Source organism: Aminobacter sp. P4_H6_2 (assembly GCF_056400805.1).
On the sequence record NZ_JBFUKO010000005.1, the window covers coordinates 1 to 26,090 of the forward strand.

Consider the following 26,090-nt stretch of genomic DNA (forward strand, 5'->3'; position numbering starts at 1 on the left):
ACTTGAAACTGACCCAGCAGCCGACCTGGAATCCGTTCTGATCGCGTACGGATCGGGCGGATATTACAACCGCACCGCGCGTCTTGATGGACGCGCAAAAGAGCTGAACAGCCAAATCTGTGCATGATCCCTAGTGAAAATCGATTTCGATTTTCGGGGTCATGCATAGCATTTGCAGCGGTGCTGGATTCCTGCCATGGGAACATGGCAAACTCGCGCCTGTCCGTAACGGGTAAAGTGCTTTGGTCCAGTCAATCCTGTTTTTCGTTCTTGGCTTTCTGACCGCCGGATTTTTCGTGCTGCTGATCGCGCCTGCGGTGTGGCGGCGCGCCGTCTCGGTCACCCGGCAGCGGGTCGAGGCCAAACTTCCAATGACGCTGGAAGAAATCCGCGCGGACAAGGACAGTCTGCGCGCCGAGCACGCCATGGCGCTACGCAAGGTCGAGGTCCAGCTCAAGGCGTCGCAGGAAAAGGTACTCTCGCAGGCCGTCGACCTCAGCCGCATCCGTGAAGCGCAAAAGGTCGTGGTTACCGATCATGCCGACGAAGAGCGCGTTGTGGGCGAACTCGAGGCCAAGCGCGGCAACCTGCGCGGGGAACTCGGCAAGCGCGACGAACAGATCAAGGCGCTGGTTGCCCAACTCGCCGAAGCAGAACGTTTGCTGGAGCAGCGCGCACAGCAGGTCGAAGAAATCGGCGGACTGTATGACGAGGCCAGCCTGTCTTCGAGCAATCGCCAGATTGAACTGGTGAACCGCGAAAGCGAGTTAGGCAAGCTGTCGGACGACATGTCGATGCTGCGCCATCAACGCAATGATGCCGACCAACGCCTGAGCGAACTCGAAGCCGACAACAAGGCCGTGCGCGAGGCGTTGAAAGCGGAGACCAGGCGTGCTGGCGAACTTGACAGGAAATTGCAGGAAATGGCGGCGTCGCTGGACGATCGCGACGACAAGATCGAGCAGCGCGAGGGCGAACTTGCCCATGCGCGTGAGCAACTGAAAAGCCCGCAAGGCGCGCAGGAGACCAACAGCATGACCAACGGAGCCGCTCCGTCGCTCGAGCGCGAACGCCTTGAAGGCCGGCTGACCACGCTGACGCGCGAAAACAAGCGGCTCAAGGGCGAGCTTGCCCAGGCGGGGCGCAACGCTTCGACCCCCGGCCAGGATTCGCAACTGCGCGAACAGATGCACGAGCTGGCCGCTGAAGTCGTCGCACTTACGGCACGGCTCGAAGGGCCGGATTCGCCGATTGCCGGCGTTCTGGCCAAGGCCGGCGACAGCCGTGCTCCGAGCAATGGCGAAGCGCCGCCGGTGATCAGCCTTGCCGATCGCGTCCGGGCGCTGCAGAAGTCGCCGGCTGCCGAGTAGGCTTGCTCAGTTAGTGGCGTCCGTGAAGTGATGCAGCGCGATCGCCGAGGCCGCCGCGACATTGAGGCTGTCGAAACCCGGCGCCATCCGGATACGTGCCGTCGTCAGCCGTTTCAACAGCGGCTCGGGCAGGCCTTCGCCTTCGGTGCCGAGATAGAGCGCCAGCCGCTTCGGGCGCTTTAGGTCGCGAATGTCGGCCTTGCCTGCAGGCGATAGCGCCAATTGCTCGAAACCATGGCGTGACAGTGCATCGGCGAGTTCGCTGGCCGTTCCCCCTGCGGTGAACGGCACTTTAAGTGCGGCGCCGACCGAGACCCTGATCGCCTTGCGGTAGAGCGGATCGCAGCAGGTTTCGTCGAGCAGCACCGCATCGGCGCCGAAGGCCGCGGCGTTGCGGAATATCGATCCGATATTGTCGTGATTGGAGATGCCGACCGGCACAGCCACCAGTGCACGTTCGGGCAGGGCGCTTAGCATGTCATCGACCGAAATCGCCGTGCCCTTGAGACCGATGGCAAGAATGCCGCGATGCATGTGAAAGCCGGCGATGGCGTCGATGACCCCGCTTGAGGCGACATAGACAGGCATGCCTTCGGATGCCTGTCTCAGCGTCTCGGTCATGCCGGCGAGGCGATTTTCGAGAACCAGCACCGACTCTGCCGCAAAGCGCCGCGCGCCAAACAGCACGTTGAGCACAACCTTGCCTTCGGCGACGAAACGCCCTTCGCGGCCGACAAGGTCACGCTCGCGTATGTCGAGATAAGGAGCGACACGCGGGTCGGCAGGGTCGTCGATGCGGATGATGTTCATGGCTGCTTCATAGCGGAGGGCAGGCCGCCATGGGAGCCTGGAAAGGGCTGGATCGTTTCAGGCGTCTTCGAAAATGCCTTCCAGTGTGCCGAGGAGCTTGCGCACGGCGTCGGACTTGCAGGTGTAATAGATCATCTGCCGGTCGCGCCGCGTTTCAACCAGCTCTTCGTTGCGCAGGCGCGCAAGATGCTGGGACAGTGCCGATTGGCTCAACGATACCTTCTCGGCGATAGCACCCACCGACATCTCCGTGTCGAGCAGGTGGCTCATGATCATCAGCCGTTTTTCGTTGCCCATAAGCGTGAGCAAGGAGGCCGCAGCTTCAGCATTGGCCGTCAGTTTTTTCGGTTTCATGGGTACCCCGTGTATCCGCAATGCTTTCCGGCGTCATGGGGGCAACAACGCCGAATTACCAAGCCAGCTCGTCAGTGGAATCGATAGCCGAATCTAGCTTCTTCAGCACAAATCAGCTTTCACTCAAAAAATCAAGACTTGGCTGCGCGACCTTCCTTTGCCATTTCGACAAGGCTTCGTCTGAGATCCGCTGCCTCTGCAAGCATTTCAGGGAAGAGCACGCGGCCGGTCTCGTCGCCCGATGCCAGATCCATCCCCTCCGGATCAAAGCCGCTGAGCACCCAGTCTTTGTCGGCGAGCTTGCCGAAGTGGCTGGCATAGATGGCGATTGCCTCGCGATGGTCGGCGTTCATGTGATCGAGTGCTGACTGCTCGGCCCCAGCAATCATCTCCACCGCCGCGCCTGCCAGAAGGAGGTCGTCGCGGGTCAGCAGATAGGCCTTGCCAAAACCGCCATTGAGGTTGGCGCGCTCCAGTTCGAGCCTGAACACCGCGAAATCGCCGAGCCCGGCATAAAGCTTTGCCTTGGGATTGCGGTTGAGATAGCGGCGCTCGGGGCGGGCCTGCTCGGGCGTGCCGCGCTCCAGGCGAACTGCCTGGCAGAACAAGGTGATACGTGGATAGGCGAGCGGGTCACCCTTGCCGATCTCACCGACCAGAAGCGAGCAGCGCGGATCGGCGACGATGCCCTTGGTGTGGGCGGAAAGCCCGGAGATCAGGATCAGCGGCGTGCCATCGACGTCGGTGGCAGTGCCGACACGGCTGGCGAGAGGTGAGCCGGTCTCAGGTTCGATGACGGCAAGCGCGCCGTGGCGGGCCGTGCGCATCAGTGAGCGGGCAAGCGCTATCGCCTGGRCATCGGTCTCGCGAATGACGTCTTTCTTGCGCTCTTCCACTGCTTCACCACTAAATATGACTAATCTAATCTACTTATCGAAAGCAGCGCAGGCTTGGCAAGAGCATCCGTCGGCCAAATGCAAAACAGCCCCGGAAGCTTGCGCTGCCGGGGCTGAGGATATTCGATTTTGGGACGTTCGGCGCCTATTTCGGTGCCATGCGGATCGCGCCGTCGAGACGGATGGTTTCGCCGTTGAGCATCTGGTTCTCGACGATGTGCAAGGCAAGGGCCGCATATTCGGATGGCTCGCCGAGGCGCGGCGGGAAGGGGACCGCAGCTCCCAGGGAATCCTGCACCTCTTGCGGCATCGCTGCCATCATCGGGGTCTTGAAGATGCCGGGCGCAATGGTTGCGACGCGGATGCCCGAGCGGGCGAGGTCGCGCGCGATCGGCAATGTCATGCCCACGACACCGCCCTTGGAGGCGGAGTAGGCGGCCTGGCCCATCTGGCCGTCATAGGCTGCGACCGAGGCTGTGCTGACGATGACGCCGCGCTCGCCGCCCTGCAGCGGCTCGAGCTTCGATGCGCCTTCGGCAAACAGGCGGATCATGTTGAAGGAACCGATCAGATTGACCTCGATCACCTGGCGGAACACGCTGAGCGGATGGGCGCCGTCCTTGCCCACCGTCTTCACGCCGACGGCGATGCCGGCGCAGTTGACGAGGATGCGCGCGGTGCCGAGCTTGGATTCGACTTCGGCGAAGGCTGCGACCGCGCTTTCTTCGTTGCTGACATCGCAACGCACGGCGATGCCGCCAATGTCGGCGGCAACCTTTTCGGCGCGTTCAAGGCTGAGATCGAAGATCGCGACCTTGGCGCCCTTGGCTGCGAGTGCGCGTGCGGTGGCTTCGCCAAGGCCGGAGCCGGCGCCGGTGACCACTGCGATCTGCCCATTTGGATTCATGTCAGCCTAGTCCTCTGTTGCTGTGAATGAATGCTCTACCGCATCGGCCCGAAAACCGTAATCGGTTTCGGTTGTCGCAGGCTCGCGCTTGGCTCAGGCGGGCTCGGGCGCGCGCTCCGGTGTCTTGGCCGAATCGGCATGGCAGACCTCGCCGGAAAGCAGCGCCACGGCACCCGGCACGATCTCGTGCGCGAGCAGGCGGTTGAGATCGACGGGGCGCGGCATTTCAATCTGGCCGCGCGGAATGCGGGCGAAACCGAGCGGCCCGTAATAGGGTTCGTCGCCGACTAGGACCACAGCCGGCTCGCTTGCCTTCGCGGCTGCGGCAAGCGCCATGGCTACGAGTTTGCGGCCGATGCCCATGTTCTTGAAGTCGGGACGCACGGCAAGCGGACCAAGCATCTGCGCGCGCCCTTCGCCGGCTGCAATTGGCGTCATCCTGACCGAGGCGATCACCTGGCCACCATGCATGGCGACAAAGGAAAACGAGCGGTCRTGGGGGCCGCCTTCGCGGATCTTGTAGGCTGCGCGAGTGAAGCGGCCGGGCCCAAAGGCTTCGGCATTGATGTCGTCGATTTCGAGGTCGTGCGCCGGGGTTTCCGGCAGATAAGTCACGTCGGCGAGGGTCATGTTCTGTGCAGTCCGGTGTCCTGGGATGAGGTGCCGCGAGCCAAGCCGCAGCATTCGCAAGTCAGCGCTTCAAGCGCGTGCGCTCATTCGTCGTCGGTCGATCCGGATATTTGCAAAACAATGTGACATCGAAATGCCCGCTAGCATCATTTGAAGCGTCCGTCCATCGTGCATTTGAGTGATGTGCGCCTGCTGTTGACGATCCGTTCAGACAGTCGCCCTTCGGATTGGGCCCGTCGTGTCCTACATGGTGGCAAACGAAAGGATTTTACGATGGGATTGCTGGTCGAAGGCAAATGGCAGGACCGCTGGTACGACACCAAGTCGACAGGCGGCAAATTCGTGCGCTCGCATTCGCAATGGCGTGACTGGATCACGGTCGATGGCAAGCCGGCGGAGGGCCGCACGCGCGGCTTCAAGGCCGAGCCGGGGCGTTACCACCTCTATGTCTCGCTCGCCTGTCCCTGGGCGCACCGGACGCTGATCTTCCGCGCGCTGAAGAAGCTCGAAGACATCATCTCGGTCTCGGTCGTGCATCATTTCATGGGCGAGAATGGCTGGACCTTCCGCACCGACGATGGCGCCACTGGTGACACGCTCTACGGCCTCGACTTCCTGCACCAGATCTACACCAAGGCGGATCCGACCTATTCGGGCCGCGTCACCGTGCCGGTGCTGTGGGACAAGAAGGAAAAGACGATCGTTTCCAACGAATCGTCCGAAATCATCCGCATGCTGAACTCGGCTTTCGACGAATGGGGCGATGCCTCGCTCGACTTCTATCCCGAAAAGCTGCGTAGCGAGATCGATGCGGTCAACGATCTGGTCTATCCCTCGATCAACAATGGCGTCTATCGCGCCGGCTTCGCCACCACCCAAATCGCCTATGAGGAAGCCTTCAACGAGATGTTCGCGGCCCTCGACACGCTGGAAGAGCGGCTGTCGCACCAGCGCTATCTCGTCGGCAACCAACTGACCGAGGCTGACTGGCGGCTGTTCACGACGCTTGTCCGTTTCGACCCGGTTTATGTCGGGCACTTCAAGACCAATTTGCGCCGCATCGCCGACTATCCGGACCTGTCGAACTATCTGCGCGAACTTTATCAGGTGCCCGGAGTGGCCGAGACCGTGAACCTGCTTCACATCAAGGCGCATTATTACGGCAGCCACACCGGCATCAATCCGACCGGCATCGTTCCGGTGGGGCCAGAGGTCGACTTTATGGCACCGCATAACCGGGGGAAACTGCTGAAGGCGGCGTGAGCCTGCATTCAGTTGGTGCCTCCTTCGAGGCTCGCTCCGCTCGCACCTCAGGATGAGGGAGGTTAACGCCTCCTCGCTTGTTCTGAGGTGTTTGTGGCCATAAGCGGGATCTCAAAGCGCACGCGTTTAAGAAGAGGCGGCCAGAGTGCCAAGGCCCTCATCCTGAGGTGCGAGCGGAGCGAGCCTCGATGCACCGCTACTTTCACCAATAGGGCGACGCTGTCACTCCTTCAAAAACCTCAGCGATCCGTCGCCGTGTTGCCGGCGTAGTGTTTTCCGGCAGCGCGTCGAGCGGGAAGAAGCCTGCTTCGGCGATCTCGTGGTCGGGCAGCTTCGGACTGTCCTGCCTGAAGGCTTCGATCAGATAAAAGCCGACATGGTCGCGCTTGGTTGCCTGCTTGTTGAGGTGGATCGACTGCAGCACCGGCGGGGCCAGAACCGTGATGTTGCCTTCCTCCTCCAACTCGCGCGTCAGCGACTCGACAAACGTCTCGCCGATCTCGACCCCGCCGCCTGGCAACTGCCAGCCCGGCACGTAAGTGTGGCGGATCAGGAAGACGGAGTTGGTCGCCGCGTCGTGGACCAGCCCACGTACGCCGAGCGTCATCGGCCTGCGCAGCAGGAAATAGAAATGGAACAGGCGCCCGCGCAGCCGTGACCACGCACTCTGGCGTAGCGTGTGGGATTTGACATCAATGCCCATCAGGCGTGACGCCATGGCTGGAAAGCCGTCACCGCGTGACCTAAAAGGGTATGATGTTCAGGCTTGCCCATATTTCTGATGTCCATCTTGGTCCGCTCCCGGATGTAACCTATCGCGACCTCGCCTCCAAGCGCGTGGTCGGCTACGTCAACTGGCAGCGAAACCGTCGCCGTCATCATCATGACGGCATCGTCGATGCGATTGTCGCCGACCTCAAGGCACAAGTGCCCGACCACCTCGCGGTGACCGGCGACCTCGTCAATCTGGCACTCGACGGCGAGATCGAACTGGCGCGGCTGTGGCTCGAAACGCTCGGCGCGCCGACAGATGTCTCGGTCGTTCCGGGCAATCACGACGCCTATGTGCCTGGAGCCTTCGACAAGGCCTGCCACGCCTGGGCACCGTGGATGAATGGCGATGGCGCGCACGGTCTGGTTGGTCGCACGAGCTTTCCGTATGTTCGCATCCGCAAGGGGGTGGCGCTGATTGGCGTGTCGACGGCACGGGCAACGGCACCCTTCATGGCCAGCGGCTTTTTTCGCGACGGGCAGGCCGAACGGTTGGCACGGATTCTTGAGGAAATGGGCAAGCGCGACCTGTTCAGGGTGGTGATGATCCATCATCCACCGGTGCGCGGTGCGGTTGGCCAGCATAAGCGGTTGTTCGGCATCGGCAAATTCCAGAAAGTGATCAGGCAAAGTGGCGCCGAACTCGTGCTGCATGGCCATTCGCATCTGCCGACGCTTCATTGGATTGACGGGCCCGCAGGCACGGTTCCGGTGGTGGGGGTCGCAGCGGCCGGTCAGGCAACAGGCGGCCTCAAGCCAGCTGCACAGTTCAATCTGCTCGACATTTCGGGCGAACCTGGAAGCTGGAACGTGCAGTTGACCCGGCATGGCCTTTCAGGGTCGACAATACCACCGTCTGTCGCGACACTCGACCTTGCGGCCGCAGCGCCACACAAGGCAGTGCTGGTCAGAAGCTGACGCCGATGGCAGCGACGCGCAGCCAGTAGAGTGCTGCCATCACCGCGATGCCGACGACCGCGCCGGCGACAAGCAAGCCGAAGCCGGACAGGAAGCCTGGCCAGATCGGCTGGCCGAGGCGTCGCAATGGTGGCTCGGCCTCGCTGACCGCTTCCCTGGCAAAACCCGGCAGTGCCGAATCGGCTCCGCCTTCCATCATCTGCTGGCGCTCGACAATGCGTTCGGCAATGTAGCGTGTCACCTGATCGGCGACGCGTTTGGGGTCGGTGGATTCAGCCAGCACGATGCGGCCGATCCGGGTGTCGCGGACAAAGCGGAATGTGCGGCGGTCGCGGCCAAGGCCGACATGACTCACCGCGTCGATCCACAGCCGCGGCTGAAGACCCGAGGAGATGGCGAAATCGAAATTGTCGATATCCTTCGGCACGTCGGCAAAGATCGGCTCGAGTTCCGCGGCCAGCAACTCGAGCCGCATGCGGTGGGCATCGCGCAGATCGACGACCACATCGGTGCGGTCGGCGGTGGCGTTCTTGACGTCGCGAATGGCGTCCGACAGCATGCGCGCCGGCTTCATCGCGCTCGCATTGTCGTCGCTCATGGCCTTTTGCCTCGGTTCTCGCTAGCAAGCCTCAACATAGCGACGATCGCGGCGGAATTGTATCCCACCCAAACGCATATTCGTGATCGTGCGGCAGCCCGAAAGAGATTTTTGCGCAAGCATTTAGCAGGCATTGCGCATGATTTGATTCATCAGGCGTCGCAGGCAGCCAACATAGGCTGGAGGCGCTGGCGCCGGCGGCTCATGCGGCGCACGATGTCGGCAACGAGGGCGGGTGTTTCCTCCGGCAGCATGTGGCCGATCTCCAGCACATGGTGGATGAGGAAGCCCGCCGGCAGGTCGTCTGCGTGACTGTAGGGCAAAACGGCATCGTCGGTGCCCCAAACCACCATCACCGGCATCGCCAGCTTTGCGAGGTCGTCGCGTGGGATGACGCCTTGCTTGTCGTTGGCGGTCATTGCCTCGGCTAGGGCGATCAGCTTTTCGGTTTGGCCAGGTCGGGCGCGCATTTCCGACAGTTCGCGAACAGCCTGTTCCGGCACGGTGCTGTCTGGGCTCGACATTTCGGCAAGGCAGGAGCGGATTTCGTCGGAGCAGGACGCTGCCGCATAACGCCTGAGCAGGGGGGCATTGATTTCCGGGCCGTAGCCGCCCGGCGCAAGCAGGGTCAGCGAGGCCACCCGTTCGGGCTCCATCAGGGCGGCAAGCGTTGCTACAGCGCCGCCCATGGAATGGCCGACGAAATGCGCGCGGGCAATGCCACGCGTTGCGAGATCGGCCAGCACTGCTTTCGCTGCTATCTTGGCCGGACCGGCCTTAGGATAGTCGAGCGAATGGCCGTGCCCCGGCAAATCGTAGGCGACTGTGGTGAATGCCCCGTTCAGGCAATCGACGACATCTCCCCAGACACCGCCGCAACCCCCGAAACCGTGTAGCAACACCACCACGTTCTTGCCGCTCCCCCGAACGGCCGCATGGATGGAGTAATTCATCTTTGCTCAAATGACCTGTAATCAAATCTGAGGAAAGTTCTAATTAGAAAGTAACGAAATGTAAAACATCGTATGAGTGTCAACGACACAAAATTAGTTATGCGTAAAGCGCCCGGAAAAGTCCCTGAAGCTCAAATCTGGCTGCCCAGGCCGGCGGCGCGCAGAGCCTTTGTCAGCGACCTCGTCAGCTCCGCCGGGTATTTGCCCTTGGCGAAGGCGGCTGCCGGATCGCTTGCAAAAGCAGGGTAGTTCGCGGAAAGCTCCTTGGACAATTCCGATGCCAGTTTGGCGTCGCCGACGAAATGTGCGGCGATGAGGCGAGCTGCGACATAGTGCTGTTTCTTGTTGGTCGTAAGTGCGTTGGTTGCGCGCGCGGCCGCGTAGCGGTTGCCGAGCATGAACTCGCCCAGGAACAATCCGTAGTCCCACCAGCCTGGGTGCGCGCTGGTGCTTTCGACGGCACGCTTCATGATCGGCACGCCGTCGCTGTAACTGCCCGCAAGCACCAGGGCGTAGCCATATGAAGCGGCCATGGTCAGGTCATAGGTGTTGAGTTCGTAGGCCTTGCGTATCCAGCGCATGGACTCGGAGCCATCGCCGACACGCGATTGCAGATAGCCGAATGCGCGATGCGCGTAGGGGCTGGTGGAGCCCATCTGCACCGCACTATGGGCAAGGGCATATGCGCCCTCTGTCGAGGCGTTGGACGGATAGGGATAGTTGTCGGTCACCGCCTCCTGTTGCAGCGAGGCGAGTTCGGCGTAGACCACGGGCGACTTCGCGCCGCGCTTGGACAGCTGTTCCATGCACTGGTAAGCGGCGCGATGCTTGGCGGCATTCTGATCCATGTAGTAATCGCCGCTGAGCAACAGACAGGCTGTCAGCCCTCGCTGCAACCCATTCTGCTCGATGTAGCCATAGACCATGCCCGAAGCGGGGATCGTCGAGGTGACGATTTCGGCGATGCGGTCGTCGATGACGTCGGGGCTGACGTCTTGCGGGGACAAAACACGAGACAGCAGGATCCTGCCGCTGGCCATGTGCTGAAGCTCGACCAGCACCGATCCGCTGCTGGGACCAGCATTGACGGTGAAGTCGAAATCTGTGGCGTCGGCGCGCCTGGCGGCTTCGGGTCGGTCGCGGGCGATGAGGTCGATCGTATCGAAGCCAGACAGGGCCGTCCGCAACACGGTCGCCACGCGCGCTGTCTGCCCGCCCTCCGAGGCCGAATGGATATRCACGGCCGGCAGCTGGTCGACGGCATCTCCGATGCTCGAGGTGGCGCCGCGGAAATCGCTCAGGCCGGCGATGTCGATTCCGATGGGGCCGCCGAAATTGCGGAAAACCAATATGCCGAGCATGACGATGACCAGCGCCATTGCCGCCCAGAAATAGCGCAGCTGCCGCTTGACGCTGGTGCCGGAATAAGCCGGATCGGCCTGCGCCTCCTCGCCCTGATGCTGGTGGTTCCCGGCAAGGACGGCGTCAGTGGCCGCGACAGCGGTGTCGCCTTGAATCTCACCGGAGGAGGGGGCGTCRGGCAGGGGTTCGGCCACTGCCTCATATGTTGGGACATAGCTGCCGCGCGGAATGACGATGCGGATCGGATCGGTGCTGCCCTCGGCGGCATAATAGTGGCCAAGCAGTTCTCTCAGGCGTCCGGCCTGGACGCGGACAACCGCGTCGGTCGCGGAATCGAACTCGGCGTCCTTGCCGAACACATCCACCGCGATGGCAAAACCCTTCAGCCGCTCGGCATCGCCGGCGAGCTCGCGCTCGACAAGATAGCGCAACAATTTTCGTGCCCGGTCGGATCGGCCGAAGGTCTCGCTGGCAACAAGCCGCTCAAGCGCTTCGCGCACTGCGGGGGCAGCAGGCGTGGAGGCAACCAAGTATCGACCCTTTTCGAACCGGTACGAATGGCCCGATCATAGACAGCTGGCGTCGGCGCACAAGCGCGCTGAACAACGATGGGCAAACGCCTCGCCGTTATCCACGGGCGAGGCGTATTCGAAGTCGAGTTAACCTTAACGCGACAGGATGCGGTTGGCCGCTGAAACCACCGCTTCAAGCGAGGCAGCCACGATATTGGTGTTGATGCCGGCGCCAAACAGGCGGCCGCCGGGATATTCCACTTCCATGTAGCAGATGGCCGAGGCGTTCGAGCCGCGCTGGATCGAATGCTCGGAATAGTCGAGCACGGAAAGGTCGATGCCGATGTGACGCGAAAGAGCGTCGACAAAACCGTCGATCGGGCCATTGCCTGTGCCCGAGATCGTCACCTCCTTGCCGTTGTCGACAATGGTCGCTTCGACGACGCGGCGGCCCTTCATCACAGGATCAGGGAAGGTCTGGTGGTCGACGAACTTGAGGCGCGCGGCGGGCTGGTCGACATAGACTTCGAGGAAGCGCTCATGGATGCGCTTGGGCGAGACTTCCTTGCCTTCGGTGTCGGTGATCGCCTGGATGTCCTGGCTGAACTCGACCTGCAGCGAACGCGGCAGGTTGAGGCCATAATCGGCCTGGAGCACATAAGCGATACCGCCCTTGCCTGACTGCGAGTTGATGCGGATGATCGCCTCGTAGCTGCGGCCGACATCGGCCGGGTCGATCGGCAGGTAGGGCACTTCCCACAACGGCTTGTTGGCGACTTTGATCGCCTTCATGCCCTTGTTGATCGCGTCCTGGTGCGAGCCGGAGAAGGCGGTGTAGACCAGTTCGCCGACATAGGGGTGGCGTTCGGGAATGACCATCTGGTTCGAATATTCGTAGACTTCCTTGATCCGCTCGATGTCTGAACAGTCGAGATTGGGATCGACCCCTTGCGTGAACATGTTGAGTGCCAGCGTCACGACATCGACGTTGCCGGTGCGCTCGCCATTGCCGAACAGCGTGCCTTCGACACGGTCGGCACCGGCCATCAGGCCGAGTTCGGTGGCCGCGATTCCGGTTCCGCGATCGTTGTGCGGGTGCAGCGAGATGATCAGGTTCTCGCGGTTGTCGAGGTTGCGGCACATCCACTCGATCTGATCGGCATAGATGTTGGGCGTCGCCATCTCGACCGTCGATGGCAGGTTGAGGATCAGCTTGTTGTCTGCCGTTGGCTTGATGATCTCGGTGACAGCGTTGCAGATTTCGAGCGCGACTTCGAGTTCGGTGCCGGTGAAGCTTTCCGGCGAATACTCGAAGCGATAGCCGCCGCCGGCCTTGGCCGCCATGTCGGTGATCATCTTGGCGGCGTCGGTGGCGATCTGCTTGATGCCGGCGACATCCTTGGCAAACACCACGCGACGCTGCAACTCGCTGGTCGAATTGTAGAAATGAACGATCGGCTTATGCGCGCCCTGCAGCGCCTCGAAGGTGCGGGTGATCAATTCGGGGCGGCACTGGACGAGAACCTGCAGCGACACGTCGTCGGCGACATTGCCCTCTTCGATGCACCAGCGGGCGAAATCGAAGTCGGTCTGCGAGGCCGAGGGAAAGCCGATCTCGATTTCCTTGAAACCCATGTCGAGCAGCAGCTGGAACATGCGCGCCTTGCGGTCATGGCCCATCGGGTCGACGAGCGACTGGTTGCCGTCGCGCAGATCGACCGAGCACCAGATCGGTGCCTTGTCGATGGTCTTGGACGGCCAGGTCCGGTTGGGCAGGTCGATCTTGTGATAGGCTTGGTACTTCACTGCGGCGGTCGGCATGCCGGCGCTGCGGCCGGCATCGGCTGCGTGGGTGGTCTTGCTCATTGTCGGTCTCGTTCTCTTGGCCGCCATGCACGACTTGGCGCGCACGCTTCAGCGGTTTTAAATCAGAATTTGGGTTCTGTTGTGAAGAGTAAAGGAGCTAATGCCGCGGCGGCAATTCGACCGCCGGACGCTCCCTTAACGAGCCCGGCGATCGCCGATAAGGCTGAGAAGAAGCAGAGCCGAAGAAAGCGCGCGCAGCGTCTCGCCCGCAAAAGCGGCCGGACGGGAGATTTTGTTGATCTTGCGCGAAGTCATGGCCGCTCTCTTACAGGAGCCGTCTTTGGCGCGCAAGGGTGGCGCGCGTCAAGCGAGTGCAGGCCTCAGCGTATCGTCGCGCGGACAAAGTCGCTCTTGATGCGCACTTCCGGTTTGGCACCTGGAGTGTTGACGATGGCACTGTCGACGAGCGCTGCCCCGGCGGTGACGGAATAGCTGATCGGCACGCCCTTGCCGAAACCAAGATAGACATCGAGCGCCTTGGCATCGATGTCGACGGTTTCGTCCTGCCTGAGGGTTGCGAAGTTGAGGCGGGCCTTGACCGCTTCGCCTTTCAAATCGACGCTTTCGGCGCGGCCGTCGAGCGAAACATCGGCGGCCTTGCTTACGATGCGAACCGCGCCAAATTCACCGGCGAGGATGGCCTGCAATGCGGCATGATCGATGCTGACGGCGCTGTGTTTTGGCACATTGGCGCTGATGGCGGCAACACAATCGGACAGGTCGATCCATGAAGGCGGAAGCACATTGACGTAAAGCGTCGTGCCTTCGATGCGCATCTCGCTGGCATTGCGGCAATCGCTGAAGAACCAGCTCGAATACCACTGCGTCAACCACCCGTTCCTGCGGCTGCCGAGGCTCGCTTGATATGGCGCCTCGTCGGTGGTGATGTGTACCGAGCTTGCGTCGCCAATGATGGAAATTGCGGTGATAGCGGAGACGTCGAGCGTTTTCCTCGCCGATTCCGCGGCATTGGCCGGCAAGGTGGCAGCGCCTGCAACAATCACCAGTGTGAGCAGTTGGCTTTTCATTTTGAAACTCCGATCGTTTTTGCGGCCTGAAGTGGCGGCCGTTGATCGGTGCTCCGGGATGCTGATTATCTCGACCTCAAACACGATCCGGGTCGACCGCAATTGCGATAAAGGACATTCTCACCTGCAATTGCCGCTTCGTATGGACCGCGTGCCCGATGATTTTTGTTCCCCTGCCGTTCGTCGTGGCGCTGCTGCTTGCCATCATGCTCGTACGCATGGTGCGCCAGGGCGAGGCGGGCCTTGAGCAGAATCGCTATTTTATCCTGCTGATGTCAGCCTATGCATTGCAGTCCATATTGATTGGGCTGCGTTGGGGTTACGACCTGCGCGAGGTCCTGCCCGTTCAATCCGTACTCGCGGTCACCATCGCAGCCCTGGCCTGGATCAGTTTCCGCAACCTCGCAGTCGAGCAAACAGGAGCGTCTAAACCGCTGATCTGGCCGCATTTTCTGCCGGCCGGCCTTGTGCTCGTGCTGCTGATCTTCTGGCGCGAGCCGGTCGGTCCGCTGATCACCATTGTTTTTTTGTCCTACGGCACAGCACTGCTGTGGCTGGCACGGCATGGGCCTGACGGTCTCATTGCCTCGCGCCTCGACGGTTCGGTCGTTTCCTATCGCTCCCTGCTGGTAACTGCATTCTGGATCATTGGCTCTGCGGTCACCGACGTGATCATCACCCTCGATCTGCAGTGGACTGGTGGGGCGTATTCGGGCGCTGTTGTCGGCTACGCGAATGTCATCGCTCTGCTGGTCCTTGGCGGAGCTGCGTCGATGGCGAGCCAGAACGGTGGAGCCCGCTTTGTCAGGCAGCAACGAGCCTCAGGCGACCGAAGAGGATTCAGCCGTCGCGGCGTCTGTCGATGCGCTGATGCGCGAAAAACACCTCTACAGGGATGTCGACCTCAATCTTGGGCGCATCGCCAGGAAACTCAACCTGCCGGCGCGGCGGGTCTCGCTTGCCATCAACCGCATCCACGGCATGAGCGTGTCGCAATACGTCAACAACCACCGTATCGAGGAGGCCCGCCGGCTGCTGACGTCGACCGACGAGCCGGTGACGCGGATCATGTTCGACGCCGGATTTCTCACCAAGTCGAATTTCAATCGCGAGTTTCTGCGGGTGACCGGCCTAAGCCCGACGGCGTGGCGACAGCACAACTGCACGGCCGAGCCGCAGTCAGGCCGGCAAACGTCTAATCCTTGATCGCCTTGGCGACCAGCTTGGCCAGGGCCGGGCCGAACATCAGCACGATCATGAAGCGCAGCATTTGCAAGGTCAGCACGAAGGACAGGTCGACGTCCTTGGAGGCGGCGGCGATGATGGCGATGGAATCCATGCCGCCGGGGCTCGTCGCGAGATAGGCCGTCAGCGGATCGACGCCAAGGATGGTGTGCAGCCCGAAGGCCAGCATGCCGCAAAAGGCCATCAGAGCCGCGATTGAGCCTACCACCTGCGGCAAGGCCCGCGCAGCATGGCGCAGGATCGGCCGGGTGAAGTTGAGCCCGATCGACCAGCCGATCAGCGTGTAGCCAAGCGCGAGCAGCCATTCGGGCAGCTGTAGCTCGACACCAAAACCAAGATGCACGACCGCACCGACGATCATTGCGCCGACGAAGTAGGGCGAGGGGATACGCAGGAGATATCCGATCGTACCGCCCACTACGGCGACGCCGATCATCGCGCCGAAGGCCGGCCAGACGATTGTCGGAAACCATTCGAGCGTGGGCGCTTCGACGCCTGACGTGTCGACCCAGAGCCGGGCGACGACTGCGGCGGCAATCGAGACCATGATGACGCGCAGATATTGCATGAAGGCGACAAGCCGCGCGTCGGCGCCGAAGGCATCGGCCATCAGCACCATGGCGGTGGCAGCACCTGGAGCTGAGCCCCATACTGCGGTCGTGCCCGGCAGCACTTTCAGCCGCGAGATGAACCAGCCGAGGAAGCTGCTGGCGGCGACCGTGGCGACGGCCGCGCCCAAAAACAGCGGCCATTCGGCGGCGAATGTGGTGAAGATGCCGGTCGAGATCGAACTGGCGACGAGGCAGCCGATCAGCGCCTGTGCCGAGACGAACAGCGGCTTGGGCACGCGCACCGTTGCGCCGTTGCTGCCGAGCAAGATGGCGACCAGCATCGGCCCGACCAGAAGGGCGGCGGGCAAATGCGCGATTTCGAGCACGCCAGCCAGCAGCACCGAACAGACCAGCAGCATGAGCCATTGCAGCCAGGGTCTTGTATTGGTGAGCGGGGCTTCGGGCTGCGGGGCTGGTTTCATGGCGCCGTCTTAGACGCTTTTGGCAGATGATGTCAGTCTTGCAGGGCGCAAAATGCAAGGGCCAAGGCGTGAATGTGATGCCATCGCCTCTGCGGACCAAACGAGGGTCGCCGCATCTTCTACCTCGAATGTCGCATTGACAGCGTATGCAAAGCTCATACGTTCACCGGTCTCGATGGCAGGCGAGGAGGCACTGCCGAACATGTGTGGAGGAGTGCACTGATGATCTCGAAATTCACGCGCCGCGCGACACTGGCGCTGGGGCTTTCCGCTGTTTCCCTGCTGGCGCTGGCGCCGCAGGCCCTCGCCCAACAATTCCCCGACCGGACCGTGACGCTGGTGGTGCCTTTTGCCGCCGGAGGCTCGACCGACGTCGTCGCCCGCATCATCGCRCAGAAGATGTCGGACGATCTTGGCCAGCAGGTCGTCGTCGAAAATGTCGCCGGTGCCGGCGGCAATATTGGTGCCGATCGCGTCGCCCGGGCCGATCCGGATGGCTACACGATCCTGATGGGCACGGTCGCCACGCACGCGCTCAACCCGCTCATCCTCAAGACCAAGCCCTATGATCCGGAGAAGGATTTCACGCCGGTTTCGCTGCTGGTGATCGTTCCCAATGTGCTGGTCGTCAATCCGCAGCTGCCGGTCAAGAACGTGCAGGAACTGATCGCGCTGCTGAAGGCCGAACCCGACAAATATTCCTATGCCTCGTCGGGCAACGGCACGCCGCTGCACCTTTCCGGCGAGCTGTTCAAGGCGATGGCCGGCGTCAGCATCCAGCACATTCCCTACAAAGGTGCGGGTCCGGCGCTGAACGACGTGGTCGGCAACCAGGTGCCGATCATGTTCGACAATTTGCCGTCCTCGTCGTCGCACATCAAGGGCGGCACGCTGCGGGCGCTTGGTGTGACGACGGCCGAACGCGCCCCGTCCTTCCCCGATGTGCCGACGATCGCCGAGGCAGGCGTTCCCGGCTACGAAACCTACACTTGGAATGCGCTGTTTGCGCCGGCAGGCACGCCCGAGGATGCCGTCGACCGGCTGAACGCCTCGGCCAACAAGGCCATGACCGACCCGGCTGTGATCGAAAAGATGAACGGCTTCAGCGCCAAGATCGTTGGCTCGACGCCGGAAGAACTCGCAGCCCACGTCAAGGCCGAGCTCGCCAAGTGGGGCCCGGTGGTCAAGGACGCCAACATCCAGATCGATTGATCCGTTTGCCGGGCGGCGTGTCGTTTTCGGCGACGCGCCGTCCAGGCTTGCCATTCAGGCCGTTGGCAGCCCGAAGCCGCCGACCGGTTCGATCTCGGTGCTGGAGTCGAAGCCGGCGATCATCGGCATTGCCTGCTTGATCGCGGCTTGGACTTCCGGCAGTTGTAACGACGCCTTGTGGCTTGCGCTGTTGTCCCACACCTCGGTGATCCAGATCGCGTCGGCGTCGGCCGGGTCGTTGGCGATGACATAGCTCAGGCAACCCGGCATGGCGCCGGTGCTGCCAAGAAGAATGGCCAGCAGTTCGTCGCGCTTGCCGGCTTGCGCCCGCATCTTTCCTATCAGACCGTACATGTCAGACCTCGCATCTCGCCGTCCGCTGGCTGGATAGAGCTTGCGCCGGCGGCTAATGTCCAGAGGCAGCCCCTTGTTTCGGCGCCGTTGCCGACATCATCCTGACAACGGGAAGGCTGGCAGCGGGTTCAAGCGAAGGGCACCGCAACCGTGCCCTTGGGCAGCTTGGCTTCGTCATCCGGTTCGACATGGATGATGACACGAACCGAGGGGATTTCTTCCCGCAGTGCATCCTCGATGCGGTCGCAGATGACATGGCTTTCGCCGACGCTCATGTCGGCATCGACAACCAGGTGGAACTCGATGAAGGTGGCGCGGCCGGCGATGCGGGTCTTGAGATCGTGGACTTCAATCGCGCCCTTGGAGTTGGACGAGATGATGTCGCGGATGCGCATATGCTCGTCGAGCTCTACGGCGCGGTCCATCAGCCCGTCCATCGATGAACTGATGACGTGCCAGCCCTGCCACAAGATGTTGAGTGCCACGATCACCGCCAGCAGCGGGTCGAGGATCGTCCAGCCGGTGACAATGGCGCCGACAAGGCCGATCAGCACGCCGGCGGATGTCACCACGTCAGTCATGATGTGGTGGCCGTCGGCGACCATGGCCGGCGAGCGCTCGGAGCGGCCGACGCGGATCAGCATGCCGGCCCAGAACGCATTGATGACGGCGGCAAAGCCATTGATGCCGAGGCCGAGCCAAGGCTCTTGGGCATTCATCGGCACGCCCCAGCTGCGCCAGACCTCGAACAGGATCAGAAGGGCGGCAACGATGATGAGCACGCCTTCGAGCACCGCCGAGAAATATTCGGCCTTGTGGTGGCCATGCTGGTGGTCGAGGTCGGCCGGCTTGTGGCTGACCTTGATTGCCCAGAACGCGGCCATCGCGGCGACGACGTTGACGATCGACTCCAGGGCGTCCGAATAAAGCGCGACCGAGCCGGTCAGCCACCAGGCGACGAACTTCAGCGCCATCACGGCCGAGCCGACGATGATCGACCAGAAGGCGATCTTGGCAACGCGCCGCTTGGCCGAAGATGGCTGGCTGCGCGTGGCTGAGCCCTGCGTTTGGGTCTGCGTCATCATTTTCTGTTTTGGCTCCTGTCGGCTTGGACGCTGATGGCGGCCGCTAGGCCGCCTTGTCCTTGGCCTTGCGCGGCATGTGCGCAACCACATTTTCGATCATGCGCATGCCCGCGTCGTGGCCGAGCGTCATGATCGATTCGGGATGGAATTGCACCGCCGCGATCGGTTCTTTCTTGTGTTCAAACGCCATGATCACGCCATCCTCGGTCTCGGCGGTGACGACGAAATCGGAAGGCAGGCGCACTGGATCGGCGAAGATCGAATGGTAGCGGCCGACGGTCACTTCCTTGGGCAGGCCCGAGAAGATGATGCCCGGCTTGGAGATGCGGATGCGCGACGGCTTGCCGTGCATTGGCACGGCGAGCTGCCGGAGTTCGCCGCCATAGGCTTCGGCCAGCGCCTGCAGGCCAAGGCACACGCCGAAGATCGGCAGGTCGCGGGCGCGCGCCTTCTTGATGGTTGCCGCGGTGTCGAAATCCTTGGGCGTGCCGGGGCCGGGCGAGAGCACGACGAGGTCGGGCTTGACCCGGTCGAATATCTCTTCGGGCACCGGCGAGCGCACGGTCGAGACATCGGCGCCGGTCTGGCGGAAGTAGTTGGCGAGCGTATGGACGAAAGAATCCTCGTGGTCGACGAGCAGGATCTTCACCCCTTCGCCGACGCGGGCGGTGGTGCGCTCGTTGCCGGGGGCATTGCCGGTCTTGGCGTCGCGGATGGCGGAAAGCATGGCTGAGGCCTTCAGTTCGGTTTCGGCTTCTTCTTCTTCGGGAACGGAATCGTAGAGCAGGGTGGCGCCTGCGCGCACCTCGCCGATACCGTCCTCAATGCGGATGGTACGCAAAGTCATGCCGGTGTTGAGATCACCGTTGAAATGCACCATGCCGATCGCCCCGCCATACCAGGCGCGTGGGCTTTTCTCGTTCTGCTCGATGAAACGCATGGCCCACAATTTGGGCGCGCCGGTGACGGTCACCGCCCAGGCGTGGCTCAAGAAGGCGTCGAAGGCGTCCATGCCTTCGCGCAGGCGGCCCTCGATGTGGTCGACTGTGTGGATGAGACGCGAATACATCTCGATCTGGCGGCGGCCGATGACACGCACCGAGCCGGGCTCGCAGACGCGGGATTTGTCGTTGCGGTCGACGTCCGAGCACATGGTGAGCTCCGACTCGTCCTTCTTCGAGTTGAGCAGCTTCAGGATCTGCTCGCTGTCGGAGATGGCATCGTCGCCGCGCTTGATCGTGCCCGAGATCGGGCAGGTCTCGACGCGGCGACCATTGACGCGCACGAACATTTCGGGCGACGCGCCGATCAGATATTCGCCTTCGCCGAGATTGATGAAGAACGAATAGGGCGAAGGGTTGATCGCCTTCAGTCGGCGCGAAATCTCCGAAGGTGCCGTCTCGCAGCGCTCGTAGAACATCTGGCCCGGAACGACCTCAAACAGGTCGCCGCGCTTGAAGCTGTCCATCGCCCGGCGCACCAGCTGGGCATATTCGCCCGGCTCGTKGTCCGCGCGCGGCGGAATGCGGTCGGAAGGCTTGAACGGCTCTTCAATGCTGTCGCGAGCGATGCCTTCGGTCGAAAAACCTTCGCCGGAATAGTCGTAGCGGTCGTGCCAGGCCTTGGCCGAGTAGTGGTCGACGACGAGGATCTCGTCAGGCAGGAACAGCACCAGGTCGCGCTGGCTCTGTTTACGCTCGAGCTTGTGTTCGACTGGATCGAACTGGAAGGCGAGGTCGTAGCCGAAGGCGCCGTATAGGCCGAGATTGCTGTCCTCGTCCGATTTGAACAACGCAGTTATCGCACGCAGAACGGTGAACACCGAATGCACGCGCGAGCGCTCCTCCTCAGTAAACACGCGGCCAGGCTTTGCCACTTCGAGCTTGATCAGGCGCTTTGTCGTTTCGCCGATGGCCAGCTCAGTGAGCGGCGCAAGGGCAGCGTGGATGACCGGCAGCAGCACTTCGCCGCGCGCGTTGAGCGCTTCGATCTTCATCGAGCGTCCGCGTGCCGAAATCACCACAGGCGGGTCGATGATGGCGGTGTCCCAGCGCGTGTAGCGGCCGGGATATTCGTAGTTGGAGGAAAACACGGCGCCACGGCGGCTGTTCAGCCCGTCGAGATAGGTCTCGATCGCCCCGGCATAAGCGGTTTCGTGGCGTTGCCGGGTGATGGCAACACCACCTGAGGTCACATAGCGCTCGGCACCGCTTTCAAGCAATTCCAACGTCATTCCCGTCTCCATCTCTTGCCGTGGGAGGTTCCGGAGCGTGGTTTAAAAAAAGCAAATGGCCGCCCGGAATTCCCGTTGCGGCCATCACAATTTTCACGCGCACGCGCTTCAAGAGGCCGCTGTCAGCTGGCCCGCCACCAATTGTTGTGGAGCGAAGTCGTGTTCATGGCGAATCCATAGCGGCTAAAAAGAGGTGGCGCAACTGGATTTGAGCCGTGTTGCTTCGCATTCCTAAGTACCCTTCAACTAGCCACGCGCCGCCGCATCAGCACGACAAAAGCGACGCCGCCGATCAGCCCGGTCAGGATGCCCAAGGGCATGTCTTGCGGCGGCATTACGGTGCGCGCCGCCATGTCGATGACGACGAGGAAAATAGCGCCGACCAGTGCCGAAAGTGGCAGCACGCGGCGATAGTCGCCGCCGACGATGAAGCGCACGACATGCGGGATCATCAGCCCGACAAAGGCGATCACGCCGGAATAGGCGACCGCGCAGCCGGTCAGCAGCGCGCAGACGATGAAGACGACGAGGCGGAACCGCCGCGCCGGGATGCCGAGTGCTGTTGCGCTCTCGTCGCCGAGCGTCATGGCGTTGAGCTTGCGGGTCTGGGTCAGCAGATAGGCGCCGCCGGCGGCGAGCGCGATCAAGGGGTAGGGGAGTTGCGTCCATTCGGCGAGACCAAGGCCGCCGAGCATCCAGAAGATCGCGACATGAGCAGCCCGTGCATCGCCGATGAAGATCAACATGTTGCCGGCAGCCGAGATGATGAAGCTGACGGCGACACCGGCCAGGATCAGCTGGCCGGCCGACTGGACGCGGGCCAGATTGGCCACCGCCAGCACCATGAAGGTGGCGGCGAGCGCGCCGATGAAGGCAAACAGCGGCACGGTGATCGCACCGAAGACCATGCCGGCATGCAACAGCGCCAGGATCGCGCCAAAGGCGGCACCGGAGGAGACGCCGAGCAGATGCGGATCGGCGAGCGGGTTGCGCGTCACCGACTGCAAGGCAGCACCGACAATTGCCAGCGAGGCGCCTACGGCGGCACCGAGGATGGCGCGCGGTGCGCGCACGTCCCAGACGATGTTCTCGCGGCCGCTCGACCAGGCCACCTCGACGCTGCCCGGCACGAGCTTGCTGGCAATGATTCCCCATACCGTTTCGAGCGGTATCGCCACCGCGCCGACGCCGACGGCAACGACCATGGTGAAGAGCAGTAGCACCGCCAGCCCGGCGACCAGGGCCGGCATGGCGTGGATCAGGGCGTGGCGCTGCCCGGTGACGAGATGGCGGTGCGACATGCTCAGTTGGCCCTGAAGGCTTCGGCGAGGCGCTTGATCGCGGCGATGTTGCGCGGCCCAGGCGTTGCTTCGATGTATTCGAGCACGACAAAGCGGTTGTTCTTGACCGCTGCAATGTCCTTGAACGCCGGGTTCGAGCGCAGGAAGGCGATCTTCTGATCGGCGGTGACCTCGCCGTAATTGACGATGACGATGACGTCGGGATTACGTTCGATCACCGGCTCCCAGCCGATCTCGGTCCAGCTCGCTTCGACGTCGTCGACGATATTGGTGCCGCCGGCGGCCTCGATGATGGCCGTCGGCATCGCATAGCGGCCGGCAGTGAACGGCTTTTGCTCGCCGGAGTCGTAGAGGAACACGTTCACCGGCTTGTCGAGCTTGGGCAGCGTCGCCTGGAAGTCGGCGAGCTCCTTCTCATAGCCGGCCACCAGCGCTTCGGCCTTCTCGCGCACGCCGAAGATGGCGCCGAGATTGAGCAGGTCGGTGTACATGTCCCGCAGCGAAGACTTGTCTTTCTTCATGATGAAGATGCAGCTTTCGGTCAGCTCGTAGACCGGGATCTTGAAGGGGGAAAGCGTGTCGGGGGTGACGTCGCCGCCGACCTTCATGCCGTAGTTCCAGCCGGCGAAGAACAGGTCGGCTTCGGCGCCGAGCAACACTTCCTTGGTGACATATTTCGGCGCGAGTTCGGGTAACTCTCCAACGCCCTTGCGCACGTTCTCATCCAGCGTCTTCCAGCCCGAAATGCCGGAATAGCCCGCCATGTTGTCGGCAAGGCCGAGCACCAGCATCATCTCGGTCAGGTTGACGTCATGCGAGACGGCACGCTTGGGGGCTGCCTCGAAGGTCAGGTCACGGTTGCAGGTCTTGACGGTGACCGGGAAGCTGCTTGCGGCGGCTGCGGCACAGCCGGCGAAAAGTGCCGCGGCGATAAGGGGAAGTCGGCGCATGGTGGCTCCTTGAGTGGTTTGTTGGGTTCAGCGTTCGAGATGGAAGGAAAAGCGGGGCCGCCCGGTGACGGGATGGCTGTCGAGCGTGGTTCCGACCGAAAAGCTCTCGCGGATGCGTTCGGGCGTCAGGATGTCGGTGGGGCTGCCCGCGGCAACGGCCTGGCCGCCATCCATCACCAGCACGCGGTCGGCATGCGCCGAGGCAAGGGCGAGGTCGTGCAGCGACACAATGACCGTGCAGCCGAGCGTGCGCAGTAGTTCGAGCACTTCGAGCTGGTGGCGGATGTCGAGATGGTTGGTCGGCTCGTCGAGGATCAGAAGGTCGGGCCGCTGCACCAGCGCACGCGCAATCATCACGCGCTGCTTTTCGCCGCCCGACAACGAGCCGAAATCGCGCGCGGCAAGCTTGGTCAGGCCGAAGAGCGCCAGTGCTGCCTCAACCTGCGCATAATCATCGTCGCCGGTCCGCATGCCTGTCGCATGCGGTGTCAGGCCAAGCTCGGCGATCTCGGCCACCGTCAGGCCGAAGTCGGAAGCCGGTTCCTGCAGGACGGTTGCGATGCGGCGGGCGCAATCGCGCGGCTTAATCTTCCATATGTCGGTGCCGTCGAGCCTGACAGTTCCGCCGCTCGGGCGATGATAGCGATAGAGGCAGCGCAGCAGGCTCGATTTGCCAGCACCATTCGGCCCGACGATTGCCAGCAACTCGCCGGGTGCGACGCGGATGCTTACGGGTGCAAGGATCTGGTGCGAGGGACGAGGTCCCCAGCATACGGCATCGATTTCAAGCTCAGCTGGAGTGTCGCCGACGAGACGGCTAGCCGCATGAACACGGTCGAGCATGCCTTTTCTCCGTGAAAGCACGGAGCAGGCGGAACGATCCGATCAGCGAACCGAAACCTATCGAATAGGCAATCGCCATCATCATCATCTCCACGGCACACCCCGGCCGGTTTGAATTGCACAGATGATGGCAGGTCTCCTGGCTCGCGGGTGATCGCGCCTCGGAACCTTCCCGGCCTCGCGGCCAGTGGCATGTCTCCGAATTGCTATCCGCTCACAGTTGCGGGGGCAGCCACGGTTTCGCGTCGAGCGACGTCTCACCGTGTTCCCATTTAATCCCGTTGCCCGAGTCAGGCATCAGGAACCATCACCGCCGTGGCTACAGCAGCGGCGAAGTGCTGACAATCGATAAAGCGTCATGCGGCTTGCTCGATTGCGTCACGCTTGTCGAGTGTGAAGGACAATAGCGCCACGCCGAAGGCGCAAAGCGCGATCGCCGCACCGACAAGCGGCAGGTCGGCGTAGCTCACGCCCCAGGAAATGGCGGCACCGCCAATCCAGGCACCGGCGGCGTTGCCGGCATTGAACGCGCCTTGGTTGAGCGTCGCGGCAAGGTTCGGCGCTTCCGAGGCGGTCTCGACGACGCGCATCTGCATCGGCGGCACGATGACGAAGGTGATGACGCCCCACATGAAGACAAGCAGGATCGCCAGTGGCGCGCTCGTGCTCCAGGCAGCGAAGGCGACATGGATCGCCGCCATGACGATCAGCGCTCCAAGGGCCGTCGGCATCAGCTTCCAGTCGGCGAGCTTGCCGCCGATGATGTTGCCGATGGTCATGCCGCCGCCGAACAAAAGCAGGATCCAGGTCACCGAATCCACCGATACGCCGGTGACGTCGGTGAGGATCGGCTTGATGTAGGTGAAGACGGCAAACAGGCTGCCCGAGGCGAGTGCGGAGATGATCATCGCCAGCCACACCTGGAGCTTGCCCAGCACCTTGACCTCGCCCGCGATCCCGCCCTTGCCGGGAGGTGCGACACCTGCCGGTACCAGAAAGGCAATCGCTGCGACCGAGATCAACCCGATGACAACGACAGCGWAGAAGGTCATGCGCCAGCCATAGGCCTCACCAAGTGCGGTGCCGCCGGGAACGCCCAGAATGTTGGCGAGCGTCAGGCCGGCAAACATCAACGCGATGGCGCTGGCACGCTGGTTCCTGGGCACAAGGCTCGCCGCCACCACCGAGCCGATGCCGAAAAAGGCGCCGTGGCCGAAGGCGGTGATGACGCGGGCGGCCATCAACGTCCAGTAGGTGGGGGCGATGGCGCAAAGCAGATTGCCGAGCACGAACAGCATTGCAAGCCCGATCAGCACCGGTTTGCGCGGCAGCCTTGCCGTACCGATGGCGATGATCGGTGCGCCGATGACCACGCCGAGYGCGTAGCCGGTGACCAAAAGGCCTGCCGCCGGGATCGACACGCCAAGGTCGGCCGCGACTTCCGGCAACAGCCCCATGATGACGAATTCGGTGGTGCCGATGCAAAAGGATGCAACGGCCAGAGCGAAGATCGGCAAGGGCATGGGCGGACTCGAAGGAGAGCTGAAACGATTTAGATTTACTTTTCCCCTTCATCTGCCGACGCACAAGCGACGT

The 26,090-nt window shown here is 62.4% G+C and carries 24 protein-coding genes and 1 riboswitch; of the genes, 5 read left to right on the forward strand and 19 right to left on the reverse strand.

Annotated elements, in window-relative coordinates; translation table 11 throughout:
* The first annotated feature begins 242 nt into the window (after positions 1 to 242).
* A complete protein-coding gene (locus AC1DUU_RS00895) occupies positions 243 to 1,370 on the forward strand; it encodes a coiled-coil domain-containing protein (RefSeq protein ID WP_476781520.1) in 1,128 nt (375 codons plus the stop codon).
* Positions 1,371 to 1,376: 6 nt separating this feature from the next.
* Here AC1DUU_RS00895 and AC1DUU_RS00900 read toward each other — a convergent pair whose 3' ends face one another.
* The 5 genes from AC1DUU_RS00900 to AC1DUU_RS00920 form a co-directional block, all read right to left on the reverse strand.
* The gene (locus AC1DUU_RS00900; protein WP_476781521.1) at positions 1,377 to 2,180 is read right to left on the reverse strand and encodes a TrmH family RNA methyltransferase; all 804 of its coding nucleotides are present in this window, start codon (positions 2,178 to 2,180) and stop codon (positions 1,377 to 1,379) included.
* Positions 2,181 to 2,237: 57 nt separating this feature from the next.
* Positions 2,238 to 2,534 (reverse strand): ArsR/SmtB family transcription factor, encoded by a 297-nt coding sequence (locus AC1DUU_RS00905; RefSeq protein ID WP_476781522.1) that lies wholly within the window; start codon positions 2,532 to 2,534, stop codon positions 2,238 to 2,240.
* Between the two features lie 131 nt (positions 2,535 to 2,665).
* Positions 2,666 to 3,430: a HugZ family pyridoxamine 5'-phosphate oxidase gene (locus tag AC1DUU_RS00910; protein ID WP_476781523.1), complete on the reverse strand. Its 765-nt coding sequence runs from the start codon at positions 3,428 to 3,430 to the stop codon at positions 2,666 to 2,668.
* A gap of 145 nt (positions 3,431 to 3,575) precedes the next feature.
* Positions 3,576 to 4,337 carry a 3-hydroxyacyl-CoA dehydrogenase gene (locus tag AC1DUU_RS00915; protein ID WP_476781524.1) on the reverse strand — a complete coding sequence of 254 codons (762 nt, stop codon included), beginning with the start codon at positions 4,335 to 4,337 and terminating at the stop codon, positions 3,576 to 3,578.
* Positions 4,338 to 4,430: 93 nt separating this feature from the next.
* A complete protein-coding gene (locus AC1DUU_RS00920) occupies positions 4,431 to 4,967 on the reverse strand; it encodes a GNAT family N-acetyltransferase (protein ID WP_476781525.1) in 537 nt (178 codons plus the stop codon).
* 273 nt (positions 4,968 to 5,240) lie between these two features.
* Here AC1DUU_RS00920 and AC1DUU_RS00925 point away from each other — a divergent pair, with 273 nt between their 5' ends.
* Positions 5,241 to 6,230, forward strand: coding sequence for a glutathione S-transferase family protein (locus AC1DUU_RS00925; RefSeq protein WP_476781526.1), 990 nt, complete (start codon positions 5,241 to 5,243; stop codon positions 6,228 to 6,230).
* A gap of 202 nt (positions 6,231 to 6,432) precedes the next feature.
* Here AC1DUU_RS00925 and AC1DUU_RS00930 read toward each other — a convergent pair whose 3' ends face one another.
* Positions 6,433 to 6,933, reverse strand: coding sequence for an NUDIX domain-containing protein (locus tag AC1DUU_RS00930; RefSeq protein ID WP_476781527.1), 501 nt, complete (start codon positions 6,931 to 6,933; stop codon positions 6,433 to 6,435).
* A gap of 53 nt (positions 6,934 to 6,986) precedes the next feature.
* On the opposite strand from AC1DUU_RS00930, the gene AC1DUU_RS00935 reads away from it, so the two are divergent.
* The gene (locus AC1DUU_RS00935; RefSeq protein ID WP_476781550.1) at positions 6,987 to 7,919 is read left to right on the forward strand and encodes a metallophosphoesterase family protein; all 933 of its coding nucleotides are present in this window, start codon (positions 6,987 to 6,989) and stop codon (positions 7,917 to 7,919) included.
* On the opposite strand, the gene AC1DUU_RS00940 is transcribed toward AC1DUU_RS00935, so the two are convergent.
* The 5 genes from AC1DUU_RS00940 to AC1DUU_RS00960 form a co-directional block, all read right to left on the reverse strand.
* Positions 7,909 to 8,517 carry a hypothetical protein gene (locus AC1DUU_RS00940; protein WP_476781528.1) on the reverse strand — a complete coding sequence of 203 codons (609 nt, stop codon included), beginning with the start codon at positions 8,515 to 8,517 and terminating at the stop codon, positions 7,909 to 7,911. The two genes, AC1DUU_RS00935 and AC1DUU_RS00940, sit on opposite strands and share 11 nt — an antisense overlap.
* 152 nt (positions 8,518 to 8,669) lie before the next feature.
* Positions 8,670 to 9,470: an alpha/beta fold hydrolase gene (locus AC1DUU_RS00945; RefSeq protein ID WP_476781529.1), complete on the reverse strand. Its 801-nt coding sequence runs from the start codon at positions 9,468 to 9,470 to the stop codon at positions 8,670 to 8,672.
* 131 nt (positions 9,471 to 9,601) lie between these two features.
* Positions 9,602 to 11,362 (reverse strand): tetratricopeptide repeat protein, encoded by a 1,761-nt coding sequence (locus AC1DUU_RS00950; RefSeq protein WP_476781530.1) that lies wholly within the window; start codon positions 11,360 to 11,362, stop codon positions 9,602 to 9,604.
* A 135-nt stretch (positions 11,363 to 11,497) separates the two neighbouring features.
* A complete protein-coding gene (leuA, locus tag AC1DUU_RS00955; RefSeq protein WP_476781551.1) occupies positions 11,498 to 13,165 on the reverse strand; it encodes a 2-isopropylmalate synthase in 1,668 nt (555 codons plus the stop codon).
* A 365-nt stretch (positions 13,166 to 13,530) separates the two neighbouring features.
* Positions 13,531 to 14,238 (reverse strand): hypothetical protein, encoded by a 708-nt coding sequence (locus AC1DUU_RS00960; protein ID WP_476781531.1) that lies wholly within the window; start codon positions 14,236 to 14,238, stop codon positions 13,531 to 13,533.
* A gap of 870 nt (positions 14,239 to 15,108) precedes the next feature.
* Between AC1DUU_RS00960 and AC1DUU_RS00965 the strand changes: the two genes are divergently transcribed.
* Entirely contained in the window at positions 15,109 to 15,444 is a 336-nt protein-coding gene (locus AC1DUU_RS00965) for a helix-turn-helix domain-containing protein (RefSeq protein WP_476781552.1), read from the forward strand.
* On the opposite strand, the gene AC1DUU_RS00970 is transcribed toward AC1DUU_RS00965, so the two are convergent.
* Positions 15,434 to 16,516 (reverse strand): AbrB family transcriptional regulator, encoded by a 1,083-nt coding sequence (locus tag AC1DUU_RS00970; protein WP_476781532.1) that lies wholly within the window; start codon positions 16,514 to 16,516, stop codon positions 15,434 to 15,436. The genes AC1DUU_RS00965 and AC1DUU_RS00970 overlap by 11 nt on opposite strands.
* A 222-nt stretch (positions 16,517 to 16,738) precedes the next feature.
* On the opposite strand from AC1DUU_RS00970, the gene AC1DUU_RS00975 reads away from it, so the two are divergent.
* Positions 16,739 to 17,728: a Bug family tripartite tricarboxylate transporter substrate binding protein gene (locus tag AC1DUU_RS00975; RefSeq protein WP_476781533.1), complete on the forward strand. Its 990-nt coding sequence runs from the start codon at positions 16,739 to 16,741 to the stop codon at positions 17,726 to 17,728.
* 54 nt (positions 17,729 to 17,782) lie between these two features.
* Here AC1DUU_RS00975 and AC1DUU_RS00980 read toward each other — a convergent pair whose 3' ends face one another.
* The 7 genes from AC1DUU_RS00980 to AC1DUU_RS01010 all read right to left on the reverse strand — a co-directional run bounded on the left by AC1DUU_RS00980 (position 17,783) and on the right by AC1DUU_RS01010 (position 26,017).
* A complete protein-coding gene (locus tag AC1DUU_RS00980; RefSeq protein ID WP_476781534.1) occupies positions 17,783 to 18,082 on the reverse strand; it encodes a putative quinol monooxygenase in 300 nt (99 codons plus the stop codon).
* A gap of 128 nt (positions 18,083 to 18,210) precedes the next feature.
* Entirely contained in the window at positions 18,211 to 19,164 is a 954-nt protein-coding gene (locus tag AC1DUU_RS00985; protein ID WP_476781553.1) for a cation diffusion facilitator family transporter, read from the reverse strand.
* Positions 19,165 to 19,210: 46 nt separating this feature from the next.
* Positions 19,211 to 21,400 carry an anthranilate synthase gene (locus AC1DUU_RS00990; protein ID WP_476781535.1) on the reverse strand — a complete coding sequence of 730 codons (2,190 nt, stop codon included), beginning with the start codon at positions 21,398 to 21,400 and terminating at the stop codon, positions 19,211 to 19,213.
* Positions 21,401 to 21,642: 242 nt separating this feature from the next.
* Positions 21,643 to 22,701 (reverse strand): FecCD family ABC transporter permease, encoded by a 1,059-nt coding sequence (locus AC1DUU_RS00995; protein WP_476781536.1) that lies wholly within the window; start codon positions 22,699 to 22,701, stop codon positions 21,643 to 21,645.
* Between the two features lie 2 nt (positions 22,702 to 22,703).
* Positions 22,704 to 23,651 carry an ABC transporter substrate-binding protein gene (locus AC1DUU_RS01000; protein WP_476781537.1) on the reverse strand — a complete coding sequence of 316 codons (948 nt, stop codon included), beginning with the start codon at positions 23,649 to 23,651 and terminating at the stop codon, positions 22,704 to 22,706.
* Positions 23,652 to 23,678: 27 nt separating this feature from the next.
* On the reverse strand, positions 23,679 to 24,494 hold the full coding sequence (locus AC1DUU_RS01005; RefSeq protein WP_476781538.1) for an ABC transporter ATP-binding protein: 816 nt from the start codon (positions 24,492 to 24,494) through the stop codon (positions 23,679 to 23,681).
* 112 nt (positions 24,495 to 24,606) lie between these two features.
* Positions 24,607 to 24,818, reverse strand: a riboswitch (cobalamin riboswitch).
* Between the two features lie 32 nt (positions 24,819 to 24,850).
* The gene (locus AC1DUU_RS01010; protein WP_476781539.1) at positions 24,851 to 26,017 is read right to left on the reverse strand and encodes an MFS transporter; all 1,167 of its coding nucleotides are present in this window, start codon (positions 26,015 to 26,017) and stop codon (positions 24,851 to 24,853) included.
* Positions 26,018 to 26,090 lie beyond the last annotated feature (73 nt).